This is a genomic window from Aureispira sp. CCB-E, from assembly GCF_031326345.1.
In the GTDB taxonomy this organism is placed as follows: domain Bacteria; phylum Bacteroidota; class Bacteroidia; order Chitinophagales; family Saprospiraceae; genus Aureispira.
This window is the reverse complement of record NZ_CP133671.1, coordinates 5451270-5472404: the sequence shown is the minus strand read 5'-3', so window position 1 is coordinate 5472404 and position 21135 is coordinate 5451270. Positions and strand designations below refer to the sequence as shown.

The window sequence follows — 21135 nt, the reverse complement described above, 5'->3', positions numbered from 1 at the left end:
ACTGTTCGACTTTAGTATGAATCTTGATATAAAACTATCAATCAATTATTCCAAACATAAATTAGAAAGAATGAAGTATATAATAATTGCTGGTCTTATAGGTTTATTTTCTGTGCAGAGTGTGGCACAAGATTGCTTGTATGAAAAAAATGAGGTAGATGCTTTTGATAATAAAGTAGAACGATTGACGGAAGCAATCGTTATTGCCCAAAAAGTTAAACGAGATGGCGCTTTGCCGCTGCGGAAGGTAATGGCACAATTTCGACAAATTGGAGAGAAGCGATACTTTGTCTTAAAGTTCCCTGTGACAATGGTTATGTCTCCAACGTTTACAGATAACAATGCTCGGAATCAGCTAATTTTGTTGTTAGAAAATAAAGAAAAAATAAAATTACCATTGGCTGACCTGATGCGAAATGTAGAGGATAAGGTAGAGTTTCGTTATGCAACCGATTTTGTACTAAAAGAATCTACGATAGCTTTATTAAAACAATACAGAATTACAGATATACGTGTAGGGATGAAAAATAATACTTTTGATGTGCATCTTAGAGAGGGAGCCGCAGGAATGTTGATGGATGCTTTAGAATGTATCGAATAAGACGATTAATTGTATACTATATTTTTGAAGAAGGTAGATGCTTAAATGTGTCTACCTTTTTTCTTTTTATATCAAAAAGAAGAATCGAACACTAATTAATTTTGCCTTTATCAAGATACTTTTTTTCTTTGTAAGGATTACTAGTATATTTGAGTAGGCAAACACAAATAACTAGTAAGGTTGTTTGATGCAATCCTTCGTGAGTGCTGCACAGTTGATACAAAGATGTTTTTTGTTTTTGGGACAGCAAAGCAAAGAGTTAAGCGATAGCCGAGTGGGCTTGTGCTAGCAGCACAAAAGAGCTGCTTATAAAATACTATGTAGTAGCAACAAAGCTAATCCACGAAGTATTATTTATATACATAGAACTTACAATTAAAAACAAAATATAGTATGGCTAATAAATTAGATAACTTCATCTTAGGTCAATGGACACCTTATGATGGCGATGGAATTATACAGCATAATGCAGTAACAGGTGCTGCTATATCCGCAGTGAATGGCGATGGAATGGACTTTGCTGCCATTTTGGATTACGGACGAAAAGTGGGAAATAGAAATTTGCGAACCATGACTTTCTTAGAGCGTGGTTTGATGCTTAAAAAGTTAGCCTTGTTCTTGCATAAAAAACGCAAAGAATATTATCCTATTAGTTATATGTCAGGTGCGACTAAAACAGATAGTTGGATTGATATAGATGGCGGGATAGGAACTTTATTTGCTTATGCAAGTTTAAGAAAAAAGTTTTCTGACCAGCCTTATTATGTAGATGGAGAAATGGTGGGTTTATCTAAGGAAGGTAGTTTTGTTGGGCATCATATTATGGTTCCCAAAGCGGGCGTTGCGGTTCACATCAACGCATTTAACTTTCCTATTTGGGGAATGTTAGAAAAGTTAGCGGTTAATTTATTAGCAGGGATGCCAGCAGTTGTCAAGCCAGCTGAGCAAACATCTTATTTGACACAAGCAATGGTCAAAGATATCATTGCTTCTGGAATTTTGCCAGAAGGAGCCTTGCAATTGGTTTGTGGTTCTGGAATTGGAATCTTAGACACGGTCAATTCGCAAGATGTTGTTACTTTTACAGGATCTGCGCATACTGGGCGTATGTTGAAGGCATTGCCACATATTATTAATGAAGCTGTTACGTTCAATATGGAAGCGGATTCATTAAACTGTTCTGTACTAGGACCTGATACAACACCAGATACGGAAGAGTTTCAACTATTTATTAAAGAGGTTCATCGTGAAATGACTGTTAAGACGGGGCAGAAGTGTACTGCAATTCGCCGTATTATTGTCCCCGAAAACTTGGTGGAAGACGTGCAATTAGCTTTGAGTGCTCGATTGAAAAAAACAACCATTGGAGATCCTCAGGCTGAAGGCGTAAGAATGGGCTCTTTGGCAAGTCATGAACAGCTAAGTGAAGTATTAAAATCAGCTCAGTTATTATCACAAGAAAACGAATTAGTCTATGGTAGTTTTGAGCGTGATTTTGAAGTAATTGGTGCAGATGTCAACAAAGGGGCTTTCTTGGCTCCAATGTTATTCTTAAATGACAATCCTTTCCAAAAAACAGAAGTACATAGCATTGAGGCTTTTGGTCCAATTAGTACCATTATGCCTTACAAAAACATAGAGGAAGCAGTAGAGCTGGCCAATATGGGAAAAGGTTCATTAGTTAGCTCAATTGCTACTTATGATGATACTATAGCTAGACAATATGTCTTAGGAGCAGCAACGCATCACGGTCGTATTCTGGTACTAAACAGAGAATCTGCTAAAGAGAGTACGGGGCATGGTTCTCCGATGCCTTTGATGGCACATGGTGGTCCTGGTCGTGCTGGTGGAGGTGAAGAAATGGGTGGTTTGCGTGGTGTAAAACATTATTTGCAACGCACTGCTATTCAAGGGACACCGACTACATTGACGCATTTGACAGGGGTTTATCAGTATGGAGCAAAAGGAATTGAGCATCCTGTACATCCATTCCGCAAGCACTTTGAAGAACTAAAGGTAGGCGAGCAATGGATTACAGCGAAACATACGGTAACCGTAGCAGATATAGTCAACTTTGCCAATGTTAGCGGTGACCATTTCTATGCGCATACAGACGAAACTTCTTTGGATGGAACTATCTTTGAAGGTCGTGTGGCGCATGGCTATTGGGTACTAGCAAAAGCAGCAGGTTTGTTTGTAGAGGCAAAAAAAGGTCCTGTTTTGTTAAATTATGGCTTGGATGAATGTCGTTTTACAAAACCAGTGTATCCTGGGATGACAATTGGGGTTAAATTTACAGTAAAAGAGAAAGTAGATCAAGAAAAGAAAAGTGAAGATGATATCGCCAAAGGTATTGTGAAATTTATGGTGGACGTTTATGATGAAACGGGAGAGACTTGTGCGTTAGCAACCATTTTAACGATGGTACGCAAACTAGATCAAGATGGCGAAGTGATTGCAGTGGATTAAACTTCTTTATTGTAACTTAGTATAGAAGTAATAAAATTAGTTTTATGAGCAATAATGTTGAATAAATAGATAATTAATAATGGAAGATAAAAGAGAATTAGGCTCTGTAGAAGTGAGCATTGAAAATAAGGTGGCTACTATTGAATTTTTTCACCCTTCACACAACTCTCTCCCTGGTAAGTTATTGGCAAAATTGGCAGATACGATTACCGAAGTAGGAAAAGATGATGAAGTAGTTGTTATTATTCTAAAAAGTAGCGGAGAACGTACATTCTGTGCAGGAGCTAGTTTCGATGAGTTGATTTCTATCAAAGATTTTGAGACAGGTCATGCCTTTTTTATGGGGTTTGCTAATGTTATCAATGCGTGTAGAAAATGTCCTAAACTTATTATAGGACGGGTACATGGAAAAGCTGTTGGTGGTGGTGTCGGCGTTGCCTCAGCTGTAGATTATTGTTATGCTACTCGATATGCTGCTGTAAAATTGAGTGAATTGGCAATCGGAATTGGTCCTTTTGTTGTTGGTCCAGCGGTTGAACGCAAAGTTGGAACTTCTGCTTTTTCTCAAATGGCAATCAATGCAACAGCTTGGTACTCGCCAGAATGGGCACAGCAGCAAGGCTTGTATGCTGACGTATCAGAAACAGTAGAGGAAATGGATACAAAGATATCTTTGTTAGCAAGCACATTGGCTAAGTCTAACCCAGAAGCACAGCAATTGTTGAAAAAAGTATTTTGGGAAGGAACGGAGCAATGGGACGATTTGTTGTCTGAACGTGCCGCTATGAGTGGTCGATTGGTTTTGTCTGATTTTACAGTTGAAGCAATCAATACTTTTAAGGCGAAAGTAAAACAAAAGTAACGGATTGGTTATGATATTAAAAGCCCCCTAGCAAATGTTCAATTGGTTAGGGGGCTTGTTTGATTATTTCAACCACAAAAAAACAGCAATTAACAAGAGTACAAAACTACTAAAAGAACTCCAAGTTCGATATAGATTGAACTGATTCCAAGGCTGCTCGATTTGGATTCTTAATTCATCCAAGACGTCAGGCGATAGAATTTCTAAATGGCTTTGATCTAGTATATTGTTGAGAGGAATATTGCCTAGAATAGTAACCAAAAACGTCCCGATAAAATAAAGAATTCCTGCACTTAAAATCAATCTAAATATATTGGGAGGAGCTGTTACATAGTTGAAGGCAATACTTAAAAGTAACATTGCAATAGGAGCTAAAAATGCTATATAAAATAAAGGGTTTAGAATGACTCGATTCATGGCTTGCAATGCTTTGAGGTATTCCAAAGAATTTAGTTTGCCAATGCCTGGTGTAACCGCATTGGTCCACGTAAAAAAAATCCCTGCCATAAAGCCAGTGCTAAGTACGGCTAGCAACAATAATAGTAATGAAAGTTTCATTGTTTTGTATTAGAATTAAGATTTTGCTTGAAAAATAAGTAAAGGTGCTTTACTCCAAAGCTTTATGAATAGTGCCTTTGAGAGAATTGACTGGTAGTATTTTGAAAGAAAAAAATTATAAAAAGCAACTAAACACTAATAGGACAAACCTGGGGATTTAAAGAGATAATGGTTGCTGTATAGTTGTTGTAGTATGAAATGAGCAATATCAGCTCTAGAAATTTTTAACTTTAGAGAGCGATGGGAAGGAGAAAAACCATGTTGATAGTTTTTGGTTTGAGGACCATCGGTGAACGCTCCTGGTCGTACAATTGTCCAATTTAAGTTGCTCTGAGTGACGAAACGCTCTTGTTGTTGGTGGTCTAGAAAAACAGGTTTTAAAAACCATCCAAACATGATGTATTTCCAAAAGAAATTCAAATTGCTGTAGCTATTTCCTGCCCCTAATGTCGATTGGCAAATCAAGCGATTTACCCCTGTTTTTTCCATTGCTTGGATAATATGTTGAGTACCGATAGAGCGAACAACACTTTTTCTATTAGCTCCAGCACCTAGAACAACAATAACAGCTTCTTTTCCTATGATGGCTTTTTCTACCGCTTCTTTGTGCAAAACATCTCCTTGTATTTTGTAAAGTTTGGGATGATCGAACTCGTTGAGTTTGCTAATATCTCTACTAAATGTGCTGACTTCATGCCCTTGTTCTAAAGCTTGTTGTATCAAATGCTTTCCAACCGTTCCTGAGGCTCCAAATATAATGACTTTCATGGCTAATTTTGTTTATGATTGTGTTTAAGTGAATTAATAACACAAAGGTAGGCTGGCTAAATGCCAAAGAATAGAACAAAACCGACAAAGTATAAAGGGAAGATTAGAATTGATTTTTTAGATAAAAAGAAGGGGTTTGACCAGTGTATTTTTTAAACGTTCGAATAAAATGAGATTGATCGGCAAAGCCACTATCTAAGCCAACCTCTGTTAGTTTATCAAAATTTGAGGTGTGGAGCTGATTCAAGGAACATTGGAATTGTATAATCCGAGCAAATTGTTTGGGACTTAGCCCTACTTCTGTTCTAAAATGGCGCTCAAAAGTCCGTTCAGTGAGATAAACTTGGTGCAAAATATCTTTGATTTTAATTTGACCTTTTTGTTGAATAATAATACTAATAGCTTTTTGGATGCTATCATTTGGAGGAACGGCATGAGCATCAATTAATGCAGCTGCCAATTCAGTCAAAATTTGACTTTGAGTTTTTAGGCTGTTAGTTGCTTTGAGGCGTTGTAAATAGACAGAGGCATCTACTTGTTGGGTAGATAGTAAGTCATAACATTCATCGTTTAGGGTACGAGGGTTAATGTTTAGGAGGTATTTAGAAGCAAAAGGGTAGAGCTGAAGAACGATAAATCTATATGGACCTTGAACATCTAAGGAAACAGGGGCTATGGTTTGACCATATAAAAACAATTCAGATAGTTTTTTCTTTTTGGGAAGTAAATAAAAGCCATTGGATGATTGTTGAAACATGATACCAGGGTAACCATCTGCATATAAGGGGATATGTGTATGAGCATTTTTAGCATTATTTTCTCCTTCCATAATACAATTAACAAAAGGCTTTAATTTATTGCTGACTTCGTAGTTTATTTTATTCATAAAGGAGATAACGATTTGTAATTAAATCAATATATTAAATTTCTTGCCTCTTTTGATACATAGAGTCAATTAGTGGTTAGCTTTTTTTATGAAGTAGATGACCTCATTACTAAGTATAAAAATCTATAAAATATAAAAAAAAGGCAATAGAAGTAATTTGCTTAGAGAACTAAGTACTGTTTGCAAATAATTAACACTTTGTCAAAGATTTGTGTTAAAAGTAGCAATGTATTTTAACAAAAAATCCTCCATGTTGCACCACGGATTCATAAGTTTTTGTTAACACGTAAAGTCTTAGGAAAAAGTTAAAATTTGCCTATAAACAAACTAATATAGCACATTGTTGCAGTGACAAAATAGAAGAACGATAAAATAGAAAAATGAGTAAGATTTAAAGCGAAAATTTGCAATTATATGTTTTAAATAGCCTCTTAGTAAAAGCTTTTGAATAGCTTTTTGGGTTGTTGTAATCTATTGATAATTAATTGAATGGAATTTAGTTTAGAGCTTAGTTTTAGATGGTGAGTTTGATTTTTTGGTTAGATTAAGTCTATATCTATTTGTTTTTTTGATAAATAGGATTAGGCAAAGAAACTACATGAAAATATGTACTAAGTTTCATAAGTTAAAGTAGAGTAGTAGTTTAAAAATATACTGGATTCTAAACAAAAAAAGATGTACTTTTGCGCTGTCTTAAGGTTAATGTAATACTAAGTTAACATTTAGACGAAACCAAAACTTCATTTTATTTAACCAACAAACTTCTAAAATTATGAAGAAATTGACTTTAGCTGCTATCGTTATGATGGTAATAGCAGTACTAGGTACTTCTTGTACAAAAACTCAAACTGCTCCAGCTGAGCCAGGAACAGCAATGGTAACTCTTCACTTAGGTATCAACACAGATGAAACAAACGATACTACTTACAACGGTAGTACAATGATTCAATATGAGAACGTTCCTGCTGGAACTGTTGTTAAATTTGTGGTAAACTCTGAGAAATTACAAGAGAATCCTGTTGCTGGATATTCTTATGACAAATTAACTTATGACGGTACTGTAGATGCTTCTGGTAATGTAGTAGTTGAGTTGCCAGCTATCGGAACTCCTTACGATGTAGATGTTAAATTCCCAGATTTGGAATTGGACGTTAGAAGAGAGCGTTTTAATACGGTAACAGGTAACGATGAAGTAATCACAGAGACTGAAATCTTCACTAAAGGAGATGAGGCTATCAATGTTTGGGATGGTGCTGTAATTATCCAAGAACACAACTATTAAAAAGAATCTTTTAGTTTATGTTAAAGAACAAGGTTGCAAACTTTGTTTCGCATTTTATTGGTTTTGTTGAATAGCAAGATCATAAAAAACACAAACTATCAAAAAAACTTATGTAATGAAAAAAGTATTATTATTAGTAGTATGTTCTTTCTTGTTTTTTGGTGCTAATGCACAAGACGAGCCACTAACAGGCAAAAAAGGACAACTAATTCTTCCTGAATCTGGTGATATCGGATTGGGAGTTAACATGATTCCTTTCTTTAACTGGTTTGGAAACTCTTTTAACAATAATTCAAATAACCTATACGCTTCTTCTAACAAGTTTTTCAATGTATTTGGAAACTCTGTTATTATGGGGAAATACATGTTGTCAGAGAAAACAGCTGCTCGTGTACACTTTGGTTTTAACTTGAGTTCTGTAACAGAAAACCAATACGTTAGAGATAATTCTTCTAACAATCCAATGGATATGGTTTTGGATTCTAGAAAAGCAGATAACGGACACTATACATTAGCATTGGGTTACGAAATGAGAAGAGGTAAAGGTCGTATCCAAGGATACTATGGTCTTGATCTTATTTTGAGATTACAACAATCTACTGGATATATCTATTCTTATGGTAATGGATATTCTAACGCTAACGTTGTTCCTACATCTTACGATTGGGGAACAAACATCAATGGTAACGAAAGAGTATTGACTGATGGATCAAGCACTACTTTTGGCGTTGGACTTAGAGGTTTTGTAGGAGTAGAATACTTCGTAGCACCTAAACTTTCTCTAGGAGTAGAGTTTGGATGGGGGCTTGCATTGAACTCTACATTTGAAAGAACAACTTCTTCTGAGTACTTTAATGTTACTACAGGTGAAGCAGGAATCAACAATACTACTACTGGCGCAACAACTGCATTTTCTGCTGGTGTTGACAACATGAATGGTGCTGTATTTATGTTCTTTTATTTCTAATAAAGAATATATACACTATAATAACATAACTAAAGAGGCTGTCTGAAAAGGGCAGCCTCTTTTTGTATTTACTAGTTCAATTCTTAGTAATCATTTTTTTTCGATCACTTAATTCCCCAATACCATGCAATAATGAGATGTATTGCAACAAAAAAAATTAAAATGAAAATAACAACTATATGTCTATTACTCTTCATTAGCTTTGTTCACCTTCAAGCTCAAGACGAACTTTTGACAAATGATAAAGGACAGGTTATTGTTCCCGAAAAAGGTGACATAGGCCTAGGAGTGAATATGATTCCTGTGTTTTATTGGCTTGGAAATTCTTTTAATTCAACAGCTAATAACAATTACGCGAACAACGATAAATTTTTTGCAGTTTTTGGCAATTCGGTACTGATTGGAAAATACATGTTGACAAATCAATCGGCACTAAGACTAGCTTGGGGTATTAATTTGGGGCATTCTGTCAAAGAACAATATATACAAGATGATGCCTCTAACGATCCTTCTACAATGGTAAAAGATAGTCGTACATTAAACTGGAGTCAAGCAAGCTTAGGATTGGGATATGAAATGCGAAAAGGCAAGGGCAGGTTACAAGGTTTTTGGGGAGGCGATATTCGTCTTACTTATAATCAAAGTAGTGATTATCGTTATACATATGGTAATGGTTACTCATTATCCAATCTTGTTCCCACCTCGTATGATTGGGGCACCAACTTAAATGGAAACAAAAGAACAATAGCTCATACGGGATTGAATGCTTTTGGCGTTGGACTTAGAGGTTTTGTAGGTGCCGAATATTTTGTTGCACCCAAGGTTTGTATTGGAGCAGAGTTTGGATGGGGAGTAATGTATCAGCATACATTGGCGACAACAATTTCTGAAGAGTACTTCAATGTTGTTAATCAGGAGGTTGCTGTTGAACATAATTATATTGCTGCAAAAAATGAAGTTACGGCTGGCGTTGATAATTTTGATGGAACAATTTATTTAATGTTCTTTTTTAATACCAATGGTCAGGCTACGCCTCAAAAGAGCAGGGATAATGTTAATAAAACAGAAAAAAAGAGCAAAAAAAGTGTGCGCGGAAATAGTCGTTTTTAACAAAGAAAAGTTGGACTCTACTTCGTTGCTTGAGAATATTGATTATCAAAAATATAAACAATTTTAAAGCAAGAGTAGTTTGTGCAAAACACAGTATTAAGGGGCGTTTAAGTTGTTGGGGAGAATATTAATTTCTTCAACAACTTTTTTTATTGGTGTTCTTGTAGGCACAATTGTTGAATAGCAATTAAAAAAATTAAAATATGAACACCATAATTAAACACCTCTATACTGAATTACCTATCGCTAACAAAAAACAAGTTTATCTTGATTTTCAGCAATCGCCCAAAATGTTGCTGTACTTAGATTTGCTAGAAGGCTCCCAAAAAATATCTACTCAAAAGGCCGTTGCAACAATTTATAAAGAGGAGCGGGAGCTTGTTGATGATAAAGTCTTAATCAATCGGTTTTATAAATTAAGGAGCAAATTACATTTATATTTGCTAAATCAAATAAAAGACCACCCCAATTCTTTAACAAAGGAAGAAAAAGAGTTGGCGTTTTTGCGGTTATTAGTTCTAAAAAATGAACACCAAGATGCCATGAAAAAGTTAAAAGTTCTAGAGCAAAAATGTTGGGACGATAATTTATTTGAGTTGTTGCCAGAGGTGTTTCGATTAATCAAAAGCGCTATGCACGCTTATCAACCTAGCAATAGAGAAATTTTGGATTATATAAAAAAGGCAGATTTGGCGGCAGAGTTACTTTATAATTTACAGTGGTTTCAGAATCAAATTACTGGATTTAGTGCGAATTATTATACTGTAAATGATGATAAATTATTGCAAGATTATTATAAATCTACGATGAATAAAATGCGTAGAAAGTCAAAGGCATTCAAAGATTTTCCCAGATTTACACTAATATACCATTACACCGCTTTTTGTATTGGCTGCCAATTGGGAGCGGTAACAGCTGCTATTAGCAATATTTTGTCTCGCCATCTGAACAAATTGCGGGAATTACTAGAACAGTACCCCAATATGCCGATGAATATTTATGTGCCTCACCACAGGCTTGCCAATTTGGATTTTACTTACTTACAGGAAGCCATGTATTGGTATAATCGGCAAAAACCTAAAAAAAGTTTTGCTTGTATTTTACAAAGTCGACAAATTAGAATGGAAAATCCGAATGTTTATTTTAAAACAATGGAAGGAACATTAAATAATATTGTCTTGTGTTGTATGTATGCCAAAGAAGCGGAGGTAGCACTGGAGTATATTGAGATGATTAAAGAGTTTCAAATTTCTAATAATGCTGTTGAAGAAGACATTCCTTACTTTATCTACGAAGCTGCTAATTATGTGTCGGGGTATCCTACTATCAAACATTCTGAACCAGATCGGTTGATAAAACTTTGTCAACGGTTTTTGCCAAAAATAGGAGAGGAGTTAACTTGGATGTACGAGACAGTTGCTAGTTTTTGTTTGTTGTATGGTTTCTTGGAAGAATGTGAGGAACTTCTGACGAGCCGAGCTATTGTAAAAGACCAAATGATAAAAGAAGTGAAGGTTTCACTCTTAGATTTGTTGAAGTTGGTCAAAGCAAAGGATTATCAAGGAATTAGAGCCTTGACACATTCTATTAACCAGCTAATTAAGGAAAATAAAGCAGTTGCTGAGGTGCATTACTTGAATTCTTTAAAAGAAATTGCCAATCATTTTTGATTATTATAATAAACCAACCACTATACTGAAGATGAAAAATTATAAAAAAATCATCTTGTATCAATTGATTTCGTAAAATTGCTAGTGCTTAGTTAGCTGCGCTGTTAAAATAGAGTATCGAGTAACGATAAATGTATTCCCAGTTTTTAAAATTTAAGTAGGTCTTTTAGCCATTCTATTTGTTTCATTCATGTTCTAATAATGCGGTTACCCAACTGTGAGCAACCTTGATGACAAATAAAATTCTTTTTAAAAAGCAAAAATAACTTTTGTGGCAGTGTCCTAAAGGGGGGAATCTGTTTTTTGTTGTGTGATTGTGCCCAAATAAGGCAATTTAAAATAATAGATAGGAATGCTATAAATAGGATTAACTTATGTTTTTTCTTCAAAAATTTATAGTTTAGCATTCGACTATTAATATAGAACCATATCATGAGGTTTTAGACATACAATTAAAAACAAAACAGATGAATAAAGTAGTGGCAAATGCCGAAGAAGCAATTCAAGGAATTGAGGATAATATGACCTTAATGTTGGGAGGCTTTGGGTTGTGTGGTATTCCCGAAAACTGCATTACTGCTTTGGTAAAAGCAGGCGTAAAAGGACTTACTTGTATCTCCAATAATGCTGGTGTTGATGATTTTGGAATTGGCTTGATGCTGAAGCAACGCCAAGTTAAGAAAATGATGTCCTCGTATGTTGGTGAAAATGCAGAGTTTGAACGCCAATTGTTGAGTGGAGAATTAGAGGTCGATTTGATTCCTCAAGGAACATTAGCAGAGCGTATACGTGCTGGTGGAGCGGGTATTCCTGCTTTTTATACAGCAACTGGTTTTGGAACAGAAGTAGCCGAAGGAAAAGATGTTAAGTATTTTGATGGACGTCCTTATATCATGGAAACAGCTCTACATGCAGATTTTGCAATTGTAAAAGCATGGAAAGGAGATACTCATGGAAATCTAATTTTTAAAGGAACGGCACGGAACTTTAACCCTATGATGGCTAGAGCTGGAAAGGTGACGATTGTAGAAGTGGAAGAGTTGTTAGAACCAGGGGAATTGGATCCTAATTATATTCATGTGCCTGGAGTATATGTACAACGAATCTTCAAAGGTGAAAACTACGAAAAACGTATTGAACAGCGTACGGTGAGAGGATAGTGTAATTGAGATAGGATGAAAATAGTTGGATTTTCAAATTGACAAATCGAAAAAAAAATGGCTTTAGATAAAAATGGCATTGCCAAGCGCATTGCAAAAGAATTAGAAGATGGTTACTATGTAAACTTAGGAATAGGCATTCCTACTTTAGTAGCCAATTATATCCCTGAAGGAATTCAAGTGTTTCTTCAATCTGAAAATGGTTTGTTGGGAATGGGTCCTTTTCCAACAGAAGAAAACGTGGACGCAGATTTAATTAATGCAGGAAAACAAACCGTGACTACTTTGCCTGGGGCAGCTTTGTTTAGCTCTGCACAGAGCTTTGAAATGATTCGTGGTGGACATATAGATTTGACGGTTTTAGGAGCGATGGAAGTGGCTCAGAATGGAGACATAGCAAACTGGAAAATTCCTGGAAAAATGGTGAAAGGAATGGGAGGAGCGATGGATTTGGTAGCAGCAGCACGCAATATTATCGTTGCGATGCAACATACCAATAGAAAAGGAGAATCAAAACTATTAAAGTCTTGTACTTTGCCTTTGACAGGGGTTAATTGTATCAAAAAAGTAGTTACTGATTTGGCAATGCTAGAAATCAAGGATGGTGCCTTTCATCTTTTAGAACGTGCTCCTGGCGTTTCGATAGAAGAAATTCAAGCAAAAACAGAAGGAAAATTGGTGATTCCAGAAGGTGGCGTACCCGAAATGGATATTGATTAAAAGAAAAGATAACTAGGTAGTTCTTTTAGAGCTACCTTTTTCAGTAGAAACTCTATTGAGTTGATTACAACAAGAAAAATAAAAACTATTACAGAAAAAAACAGAGAGTTGTTTTGTCTTTGTATTAGAATCTATATCTTAGCAGCTGATAATCCACTTACTTAAAAATGTCTATACACAAGTTTGACACTGTTGTTAACTTGGTGACTTGGGCGGATGATCACGCAAAAAAACGCACACTAATTTGTTATATTAGTGTTATCTCAAAAACTAACTACTTATCAGATAAATTGTCATTAAGCTATGGCTAAAAGAAAAACAACTAAGTCTAAAACGTTTTCAAAAGAAACTTATTTAGAATGGTATGAGTTGATGTTGCGCATTCGCAAATTTGAGGAACGTGCCAATTTGATGTATTTCCAAAAGAAAATTAGAGGATTTTTGCACCTATGTATTGGTCAAGAAGCCGTATATGCTGGTATGAAAACAGCAACTCGCCCAACAGATGCTTGGATCACGGCTTACCGCCAACACGGAGCAGCAATGGCGAAAGGTGTTGATAGCAATTCTGCAATGGCTGAATTGTATGGAAAATATACAGGAAATGTAAAAGGAAAAGGAGGTTCAATGCACTTCTTTTCTGCCGAACATCGTTTTTATGGCGGTCACGGAATTGTAGGTGGTCAAATTGGTTTGGGAGCAGGGATTGCTTTTGCAGATAAGTACAAAGAAAACGATAATGTGACTTTTTGTATGTTTGGGGACGGTGCTTGTCGTCAAGGGATCTTGCACGAAACGTTTAATATGGCAATGACTTGGAAGTTACCTGTTGTGTTTATTTGTGAAAATAACTTTTACGCTATGGGAACTTCAGTAGAACGTACTTCTAACGTTACTGACATCTATAAATTGGGCTTAGGGTATGATATGCCAAGCAAGCAAATTGATGGTATGAATGTAGAAGTTGTACACAATGAAATTGCCGCAGCAGCAGAACATTGTCGTTCTGGGAAAGGACCAATATTCTTGGAAATTAGAACTTATCGCTACAAAGGTCACTCTATGTCTGACCCTGCTAAATATAGAACAAAGGAGGAAGAAAAAGAGTACAAAGACAAAGATCCTATCAATATTATCGAAGCAGCTTTGTTGAAGAAAAAGCACGCAACAGCAGAGGATATTGATAACATCAAAACAAAAGTAAAAGAAGAAATTGATGCTGCCGTGAAATTTGCTGAGGAATCAGAATTTCCACCCGCAGAAGAAATTTATACCGATAATTATGAGCAACAAGATTATCCATTCATTGTTGACTAATCATCGCTTACTATTTGTTTAGTTTTTGCAAATAATAAAGCATGAGAACCGATTGAGATGTTTAAATCTCAATCGGTTTTTTATTGTGTGCAGTTATGAACGTTCTAATTCATCCTAGTCACTATGTTTGTTTAGAAATATCAATGTTATTAGTTCGTTGATTAGCTTTGCTGTTACTCTGTGAACAACTTATCTGTGCTACTAGCGCTTATTTAACAACTGTTGGATTTTAGAAGGCTGTTGATTTAACCAAGTTAGAAACATTGGCTATTTTTTTGAGACTCTCTTTTAGAGAAGAGATCAGCTGCTGTTTCAATAGTATTTTGTGTGATTTTTGAATGCTTTATAAAGCAAAAGTAGTAAAAGAAGCAAAAAATAGGCAGACTTGTCTGTTTTGTTTGCCTTTGAGTAATTATGCATAAATATAGTTTAAGGAATAAAATTTAATATTAAGGGGAAATTTTGGGGTAAAAAAAATCAATAGGTCAAAACTTTGTTTATCTTTGCACACAAATTTAATTTAAGAATAAGAGAACTTAGATACAGTAACACGATTATGGCAAACGAAGAATATACTGAAATTCAGGATCTTACAGCAGATCAGTTAAAAGAAAAAGCAAATAACGTTTTTGAAGAAAATAAAACACTTATAGTAGGTGTTATAGGCGGACTGCTTATATTGATAGTTGCGCTTTATGTGTATACTCAATTATATAAGAACCCTCGTGAAGCTTCAGCACAAGAGGAGCTATACAAGGCAAATATAGAAATGAAGCGCGATTCTTTTACGATTGCACTAAAAGGAAGAAATGTTCCTGGTCAAGCCAACAACTTTATTGGTTATGTCGGTATTATTCAAGATTATAGTGGTACTCCTGCTGCTAACTTAGCACATTATTATGCTGGGCTTTCTTCTTTGAGAATTGGACAGCCTCAATTGGCTTTAGATTATCTTTCTAACTTTAGTGGAGAAGAATTGCTTCAAACACAAGCATACACAATGATGGGAGATGCTGCTTCTGAATTGAATGATTTTGATGCTGCTTTGGGATATTATAAGCAAGCTGCTAGCAATACAGAGAACTTATCATTGGCTTTATATGCTAAGCACAAAGCAGGTCGTTTGATGGAGCATCAAAGCAATAAAGAAGAGGCTAAAAAATTCTATCAAGAAATTATGAATGCTGACCAACAAATAGGAGAAACATTGGGAGCAGATAAAGATTTGATTCGTTTAAAATAGTTCGCTAATTTAATCGTACTATTTCGAAAAATATAGAACCAAAAGGTAAGATTAGCTATTATAATTAGTGTTAATCTTACCTTTTTTATTTGGGGCTATTTGAATTGCGATGGTTTGTTGGGATAAAGTTGTTGAGCAGTAGCCAATTTTATTCTAAATAAAACTATTGTCTAAAATAGTAGCAGCGCAGCTAACTATTACTAAAAATAATCAGTTGTATTAAACTATTAAAATATACCTAAGAATGAGTAGCGCAGACAAAAATTTATCATCTTATGATGAGAGTACTTTACCATCCGCAGAGCAGTTAAAATTTGGAATTGTTGTTGCCGATTGGAACGAAAAAATTACCCACGCTTTGTACGAAGGGTGTTACGATACTTTGATAAAACATGGGGCGAAAGCTGAAAATATCCATACCATTCAAGTGCCAGGAACCTTTGAACTACCTCAAGGTGCCCGTATTCTTAATAAAAATAGAACGGTTGATGCTACAATTTGTATCGGTTGTGTCATCAAAGGAGAAACAAGCCACAATGAATATATTAATATGTCTGTTGCTCAAGGGTTACAAAATATGGCAATAGCAACTAGTAAGCCTTTTATTTTTGGAGTACTAACACCAAATAGCATGGAACAAGCATTGGACCGAGCAGGAGGGAAGTATGGCAACAAGGGAGTCGAAGCTGCAGTAACTGCACTAAGAATGGCGGGACTAAGCTCTGAATTAGAAGGTGAAGGAAACTCTATCGGATTCGGCAAATAAAAAAGACTATTCTATGTCTTTAATAATGAGCAGGTTTATTAAGTTGATCATCAGTTTAATAGAATTTTAAGGCATTAATGTATATTAAAATTAGATTTCATGAAACTAAGTGTTATAGATACAGGATATTTTAAATTAGATGGTGGTGCTATGTTTGGGGTGGTACCTAAGAGCTTGTGGTCAAAATTAGAGCAACCTGACGAACACAATTTGTGTACTTGGGCAATGCGTTGTTTGTTAGTAGAAACAGCCGACCGAAAAATTATCATTGATACAGGAATCGGAAATAAACAATCTGAAAAATTCTTTTCACATTTTCACCCTCATGGTGATGCTACTTTGGTAAAGTCTTTGGCGAACAATGGCTTAACAGTAGATGATATTACAGACGTATTTTTGACACATTTACACTTTGATCACGTAGGAGGAGCTGTTTTGAAAGATGCAGCTGGGAAATTAATACCAACATTTCCAAATGCTACCTATTGGACAAATCAACCACACTACGATTGGGCATTTACACCAAACGCGAGAGAAAAAGCTTCGTTCTTGAAAGAAAACTTTGTTCCTTTGATGGAAGAAGGTATATTAAAAATGTTAGAAGCATTGCCCTATGACAAGGTGCTAGATTGGCTGCCTAACTTTGGAGTCGGCTATGCATATGGTCACACAGAAGCATTGATGACGCCTCGTATTCAGTATCAAGACCGAACCATTATTTATTGCGCAGATTTATTGCCTTCTCCAAGCCACATCAGCATGCCTTATGTGATGGGCTACGATGTACGTCCTTTGCAAACTTTAACTGAGAAAGAATGGTTTTTGAATAAAGCTGTAGAAGAACAACATATCTTGTTCTTCGAACATGCGCCAGAAATTGAAGCTTGTACCGTCAAGCGCAACGAAAAGGGGCGTATTGTAGCTGATAAAGTAGGTCGTTTAGCGGACTTTGTTCAATTGTAAAAGTTTATACATTGTTGTTTTGTCTAAGGGACGGACTTCTCCTGGAACCATATCTTGTAGGCTTAAGTCAACAATTTTGGATCGAACTAGACGCAGTGTTGGGAAACCAACACTTGCCGTCATTCGACGCACTTGCCTATTTTTACCTTCGATAAGACTAATCTGAAGCCAAGCCGTGGGAATTTCTTTTCGATAACGAATCGGTGGAGTACGTTCTGGCAAATTAGGAACGGTATTTAATAAGTGTACTTTAGCTGGCTGCGTACGATATATTTTTTTCTTTAGTTTAATATCAACACCTTGATTTAATTGTTGAATAGCTTGCTTTGTAGGAATATTGTCAACTTGCACCCAATAGGTTCTCCAGTGTTTGTTTTTAGGATTCAACAGGGCATCTGTCAATTTTTTATCATTGGTCAAAATTAACAAACCTTCGCTATCCTTGTCTAACCTTCCAACAGGATAAATATCTTTGTCAAAATCCATTTTCAAATCTGCTAATGTGAGATGACTTTCGTGCTCTCTAGAAAATTGAGAAAGCATGCCAAAGGGTTTGTATATAATATAATATTGTGGCGTCATAGTACAGTTCTACTGCGTTTTTTGTACAATAAAAAGCTAATGGACAATATTACTAAAAGAATAGCAATAGAACCAAAAAGCCAAGCATTATTGTAGGTTGGATTTAATTCAATAGGATTATAATTGCCAATTTGAACAAAACAAGCCCACAAAGCAGGGTGGGTAGAAATGCCTGTGTGATTGCCCAAATAATCTAATTTAGCTTTTCGAATAGCCTCATCTTTATCCATTCCAAGACTTAAGTTGGTATAAAATTTCTTAATCAAATAAGCACTAGAATAATCATTTAAGCTCCAAAGAGTAGAAAGAATACTAGGAACGCCCGCATACATAAAATCTCGACCAAGACTCAAAATGCCTTCTCCTGCTTGATATTGTCCAGTAGCTGTTTCACAGGCAGATAAGACAACCAAGTTCGCATTGAGGTCAAGTTGTTTGATTTCGTAAGCATATAAAATGTTATCTTCTTGATCATTACCATCTTCAGCAAATGCCAGCCCCGAAAAATCAGAGTAGTTGTTATCAACCAAACCATGAACCGCAAAGTGCAAAATATCATAATCCGAAATTTCTTTCTTTAGTTGAGCTTCGGTAGCCAATTCACCTCCCCAAAAGCTCCCTTTGAAATGCCATTGTAAAAACTCAAGTTCTTTAGAAGCACCTGGTAGGTCTACCAAATGCTTGCGCAGAGTTTGTTCATATGGGTTTCTAGAAGAATGGAGAATTGGGTGAGCATAGCTAGGAGCAAAACCTAAAATTTGCCCTTGTTGGCTGTTTGGGGTTGGATTTTGACGTTCTATTAAGAGATCTGCCGAGTAATTATAACTGATTTTATAATCTAGAAGCAAATAGGGTAGTTGACCATAATCAACTTGTTTGCTGGCTTGATTTCTTTCTGGTGCTACTTCTTGAGTCAAGAAGGTTTCAAAAGGCAGGTAGCTTAAATGACCATCAGGAATAATAATTAGGCGTTGTTTAGAAGGAATTAGACTGTTTTGGAGATAAGTACCATAAAACTTATGCGCGCTCTCAATAAATTTATTGTAATAATTGGTGGGAGTTTGAGAGGTCGCATGAATGCTTACAAGCGTAGAACGAAAATTAGCAATGTCGGCTTGATAGGTATCTGATTTTTGGATGGTGTTCACAAAGGCGGTATCCTTGCTAATGCTAAAGACATAAATGTTTTTAGTGCCTTCAAAATATTCGATTAGGATGGTTTGTTCATCTATAGCTACTTGAACTTCTTGAATGCCAGTTGTTTTAAAGGTATGTTTTAGTTGGTAATAAAGGGGGTACTCAGATTCAAAATGATGCAATAGCTCAATAAGTTGGTGCTTGTATCCAAAAAGTGCGCTGTCTAAGGACTCCATTCGATCAAAATTATTACTCAACTTAGCATCCAAACGCTTTTTGGTAATATCGGCAATGCATTTTTGTAAACTTTGCTCTTGTAGGATAAGATGATTGGGGATACTTCCTAAGTTAACTGCCTTTTGAGTTTGGAAGTCTTCTTGTAGTAGCATTGATTTGCTACGTTCTGCCAACAAAAATGCTTCATTTAGATAGGCTTTACGTTTTGTTTGTTGATAAAGCAGCAATGCAATTTGAATGGCTTGTTCAAAAACGGGGATGGCTCTATCGGTCAACCACCGTTGCTTGGATTTTTTATTTTTTATCCCTTTGCTAATGTACTCCATGGTTTCTGTGGCTAACCTGGCCGTTTGATGCAAATCACTTTGTGAAACTTGGGGGTGTTGTTGAGCATAGAGTGTTCTAAGGTCATCCATTTTATGCTCTAAAATATCTAAAAAGAGGTTTTTATCGGATATATCCGCTAAGATAGGATTGGGAAAACCTTCTTGAGTAGATAAGTTTGGTGATAGGCTTTCTAGAGCTTTTTGGTTGTATTCTAAGGCTTTTAGGTGATTTTTTTCAGCTTTGGATATGGTGGCTAGTAGTTCGTAAGATAATCCAACTTCACTGCTGTTGACGTTATATTTTTTTATGGTGTTCTCTAACATCTTAAAAGCATAACTATTGGCTTTACTGATGTTTTTCTGATTCAGAAAGTATAAACCATACAGTTCATAAGTTTGGTATATTCTATAATCATTAACTTGGTTGATTTTATAAGCTTGATTGATATAATAGATGGTGGAGTCACTTTGTTTTTTGATTCTATAGTAATTGGCTAAATAGTAGCAAGCATTTATAAAGTCTTCTTGAGATTCTAAATCTAAATAGTCTATTTCTAGTAGAATATCTAATCCTTTGAGGTACATATCTCTTTCTTGCGTTCTTTTTTTTTGAAAGCCATATGACGTACCGATATTAATCAATAGATAGGCAATTTTATTGGGATCTTTTGTTTGTGTTTGTAAAGTTAATGACAAAGCCGCTTGATAATAATCCATGGCACTTTCATAATCATTTAATCGATCCAATGCTACACCAAGGTTGTTGTATTCGTATGCTAACATATGGTCAGAAGCAATACCACTATTTTTATCATATTTGATCATTGCCAATGAACTTTGTATAGCTTTTTCATATTTGCTAATGCTGAAATAAATTAAAGCTTGTAGGTGATATATCTCAGGAATATAATAATTTTTGGGACGTAGCTTTTTTTCAATTAAATCTTCTGCTTTTTGCAAGTATTCTAGGGCTGAAGAAATTTGTTCCCCAAAATAAAATTCACTAACAATATTAAGATAAAGAGTAGCCAGTTGCATATACCGTTGCTGCTGGGTATATAGCGAGACCGCTAAGGTGTAATATTTTTTCATAGAGTCAGGCTCTCCATAAAACAGATAATTATGTGCTAATGCAGCATAATAAATCCCTAATATACTGCTATCTGCTTCTTGCTGTTTGCAACTGTCAATAAATGCTAAGGTATGGGCTAATCCTTGCATTTTTAAAAAATGAACGTCAAAAATATCCTCATACAAATCAATAGCAACACTATCTAAGCCGACATCCCAACACCTTTGCTGCAATTGTTGGTACGTTTTGATCGCGGCATTAAATCTTTCTTCATTTGCCTGTTGTTTCCCTTTTTTTACCAAACTATCCAATTCAGGAATGTTAAAGGTATATGCCTCTATAGGAGATTGAAATGCCCAAGAAGAAGTTGAAAATAAAACAAATAATAAAGATAAGTAGATTGGCAAAATCTTCATATAGAAAGCTTGGTTCGGTGCTT

18 protein-coding genes are annotated in these 21135 nt (G+C 35.5%); 13 read left to right on the top strand and 5 right to left on the bottom strand.

Annotated features, from left to right (window positions below):
- Positions 1-70 precede the first annotated feature (70 nt).
- From QP953_RS21385 to QP953_RS21375, 3 genes are all read left to right on the top strand, one after another.
- A complete protein-coding gene (locus QP953_RS21385) occupies positions 71-601 on the top strand; it encodes a hypothetical protein (protein WP_309552911.1) in 531 nt (176 codons plus the stop codon).
- A gap of 393 nt (positions 602-994) precedes the next feature.
- Positions 995-3070, top strand: a complete 2076-nt coding sequence (paaZ, locus tag QP953_RS21380; RefSeq protein ID WP_309552910.1) for a phenylacetic acid degradation bifunctional protein PaaZ — start codon at positions 995-997, stop codon at positions 3068-3070.
- A gap of 79 nt (positions 3071-3149) precedes the next feature.
- On the top strand, positions 3150-3932 hold the full coding sequence (locus QP953_RS21375; RefSeq protein ID WP_052593556.1) for an enoyl-CoA hydratase/isomerase family protein: 783 nt from the start codon (positions 3150-3152) through the stop codon (positions 3930-3932).
- Positions 3933-3995: 63 nt separating this feature from the next.
- Here the strand turns inward: QP953_RS21375 and QP953_RS21370 are convergent, their stop codons facing one another.
- The 3 genes from QP953_RS21370 to QP953_RS21360 form a co-directional block, all read right to left on the bottom strand.
- Positions 3996-4490, bottom strand: a complete 495-nt coding sequence (locus tag QP953_RS21370; protein WP_309552909.1) for an anthrone oxygenase family protein — start codon at positions 4488-4490, stop codon at positions 3996-3998.
- 135 nt (positions 4491-4625) lie between these two features.
- The gene (locus QP953_RS21365) at positions 4626-5258 is read right to left on the bottom strand and encodes an NAD(P)-dependent oxidoreductase (RefSeq protein WP_052593559.1); all 633 of its coding nucleotides are present in this window, start codon (positions 5256-5258) and stop codon (positions 4626-4628) included.
- Between the two features lie 103 nt (positions 5259-5361).
- Positions 5362-6144, bottom strand: coding sequence for a helix-turn-helix transcriptional regulator (locus tag QP953_RS21360; protein WP_052593561.1), 783 nt, complete (start codon positions 6142-6144; stop codon positions 5362-5364).
- 772 nt (positions 6145-6916) lie between these two features.
- Here QP953_RS21360 and QP953_RS21355 point away from each other — a divergent pair.
- The 10 genes from QP953_RS21355 (at position 6917) to QP953_RS21310 (ending at position 17342) form a co-directional block, all read left to right on the top strand.
- The gene (locus tag QP953_RS21355; RefSeq protein ID WP_309552908.1) at positions 6917-7426 is read left to right on the top strand and encodes a hypothetical protein; all 510 of its coding nucleotides are present in this window, start codon (positions 6917-6919) and stop codon (positions 7424-7426) included.
- Between the two features lie 115 nt (positions 7427-7541).
- On the top strand, positions 7542-8393 hold the full coding sequence (locus QP953_RS21350) for a hypothetical protein (RefSeq protein WP_052593565.1): 852 nt from the start codon (positions 7542-7544) through the stop codon (positions 8391-8393).
- A gap of 162 nt (positions 8394-8555) precedes the next feature.
- Positions 8556-9503 (top strand): hypothetical protein, encoded by a 948-nt coding sequence (locus tag QP953_RS21345; RefSeq protein WP_052593566.1) that lies wholly within the window; start codon positions 8556-8558, stop codon positions 9501-9503.
- A gap of 203 nt (positions 9504-9706) precedes the next feature.
- Complete coding sequence (locus tag QP953_RS21340) at positions 9707-11173, top strand: hypothetical protein (protein ID WP_309552907.1); 1467 nt, start codon at positions 9707-9709, stop codon at positions 11171-11173.
- Positions 11174-11640: 467 nt separating this feature from the next.
- Positions 11641-12333: a CoA transferase subunit A gene (locus tag QP953_RS21335; protein WP_052593571.1), complete on the top strand. Its 693-nt coding sequence runs from the start codon at positions 11641-11643 to the stop codon at positions 12331-12333.
- A 57-nt stretch (positions 12334-12390) separates the two neighbouring features.
- Complete coding sequence (locus QP953_RS21330; RefSeq protein ID WP_052593573.1) at positions 12391-13053, top strand: CoA transferase subunit B; 663 nt, start codon at positions 12391-12393, stop codon at positions 13051-13053.
- 303 nt (positions 13054-13356) lie between these two features.
- The gene (gene pdhA, locus QP953_RS21325) at positions 13357-14370 is read left to right on the top strand and encodes a pyruvate dehydrogenase (acetyl-transferring) E1 component subunit alpha (RefSeq protein ID WP_309552906.1); all 1014 of its coding nucleotides are present in this window, start codon (positions 13357-13359) and stop codon (positions 14368-14370) included.
- Between the two features lie 556 nt (positions 14371-14926).
- Positions 14927-15613 (top strand): hypothetical protein, encoded by a 687-nt coding sequence (locus tag QP953_RS21320; protein ID WP_052593578.1) that lies wholly within the window; start codon positions 14927-14929, stop codon positions 15611-15613.
- A 244-nt stretch (positions 15614-15857) separates the two neighbouring features.
- Complete coding sequence (gene ribH / locus QP953_RS21315) at positions 15858-16379, top strand: 6,7-dimethyl-8-ribityllumazine synthase (protein ID WP_052593579.1); 522 nt, start codon at positions 15858-15860, stop codon at positions 16377-16379.
- A gap of 99 nt (positions 16380-16478) precedes the next feature.
- Positions 16479-17342 carry an MBL fold metallo-hydrolase gene (locus QP953_RS21310; RefSeq protein WP_052593581.1) on the top strand — a complete coding sequence of 288 codons (864 nt, stop codon included), beginning with the start codon at positions 16479-16481 and terminating at the stop codon, positions 17340-17342.
- Here the strand turns inward: QP953_RS21310 and QP953_RS21305 are convergent.
- Positions 17319-17924 carry a pseudouridine synthase gene (locus tag QP953_RS21305; RefSeq protein ID WP_052593582.1) on the bottom strand — a complete coding sequence of 202 codons (606 nt, stop codon included), beginning with the start codon at positions 17922-17924 and terminating at the stop codon, positions 17319-17321. The genes QP953_RS21310 and QP953_RS21305 overlap by 24 nt on opposite strands.
- Positions 17921-21112 carry a CHAT domain-containing tetratricopeptide repeat protein gene (locus tag QP953_RS21300; RefSeq protein ID WP_309552905.1) on the bottom strand — a complete coding sequence of 1064 codons (3192 nt, stop codon included), beginning with the start codon at positions 21110-21112 and terminating at the stop codon, positions 17921-17923. Before QP953_RS21300 ends, QP953_RS21305 begins: the two co-directional genes overlap by 4 nt.
- Positions 21113-21135: the final 23 nt, after the last annotated feature.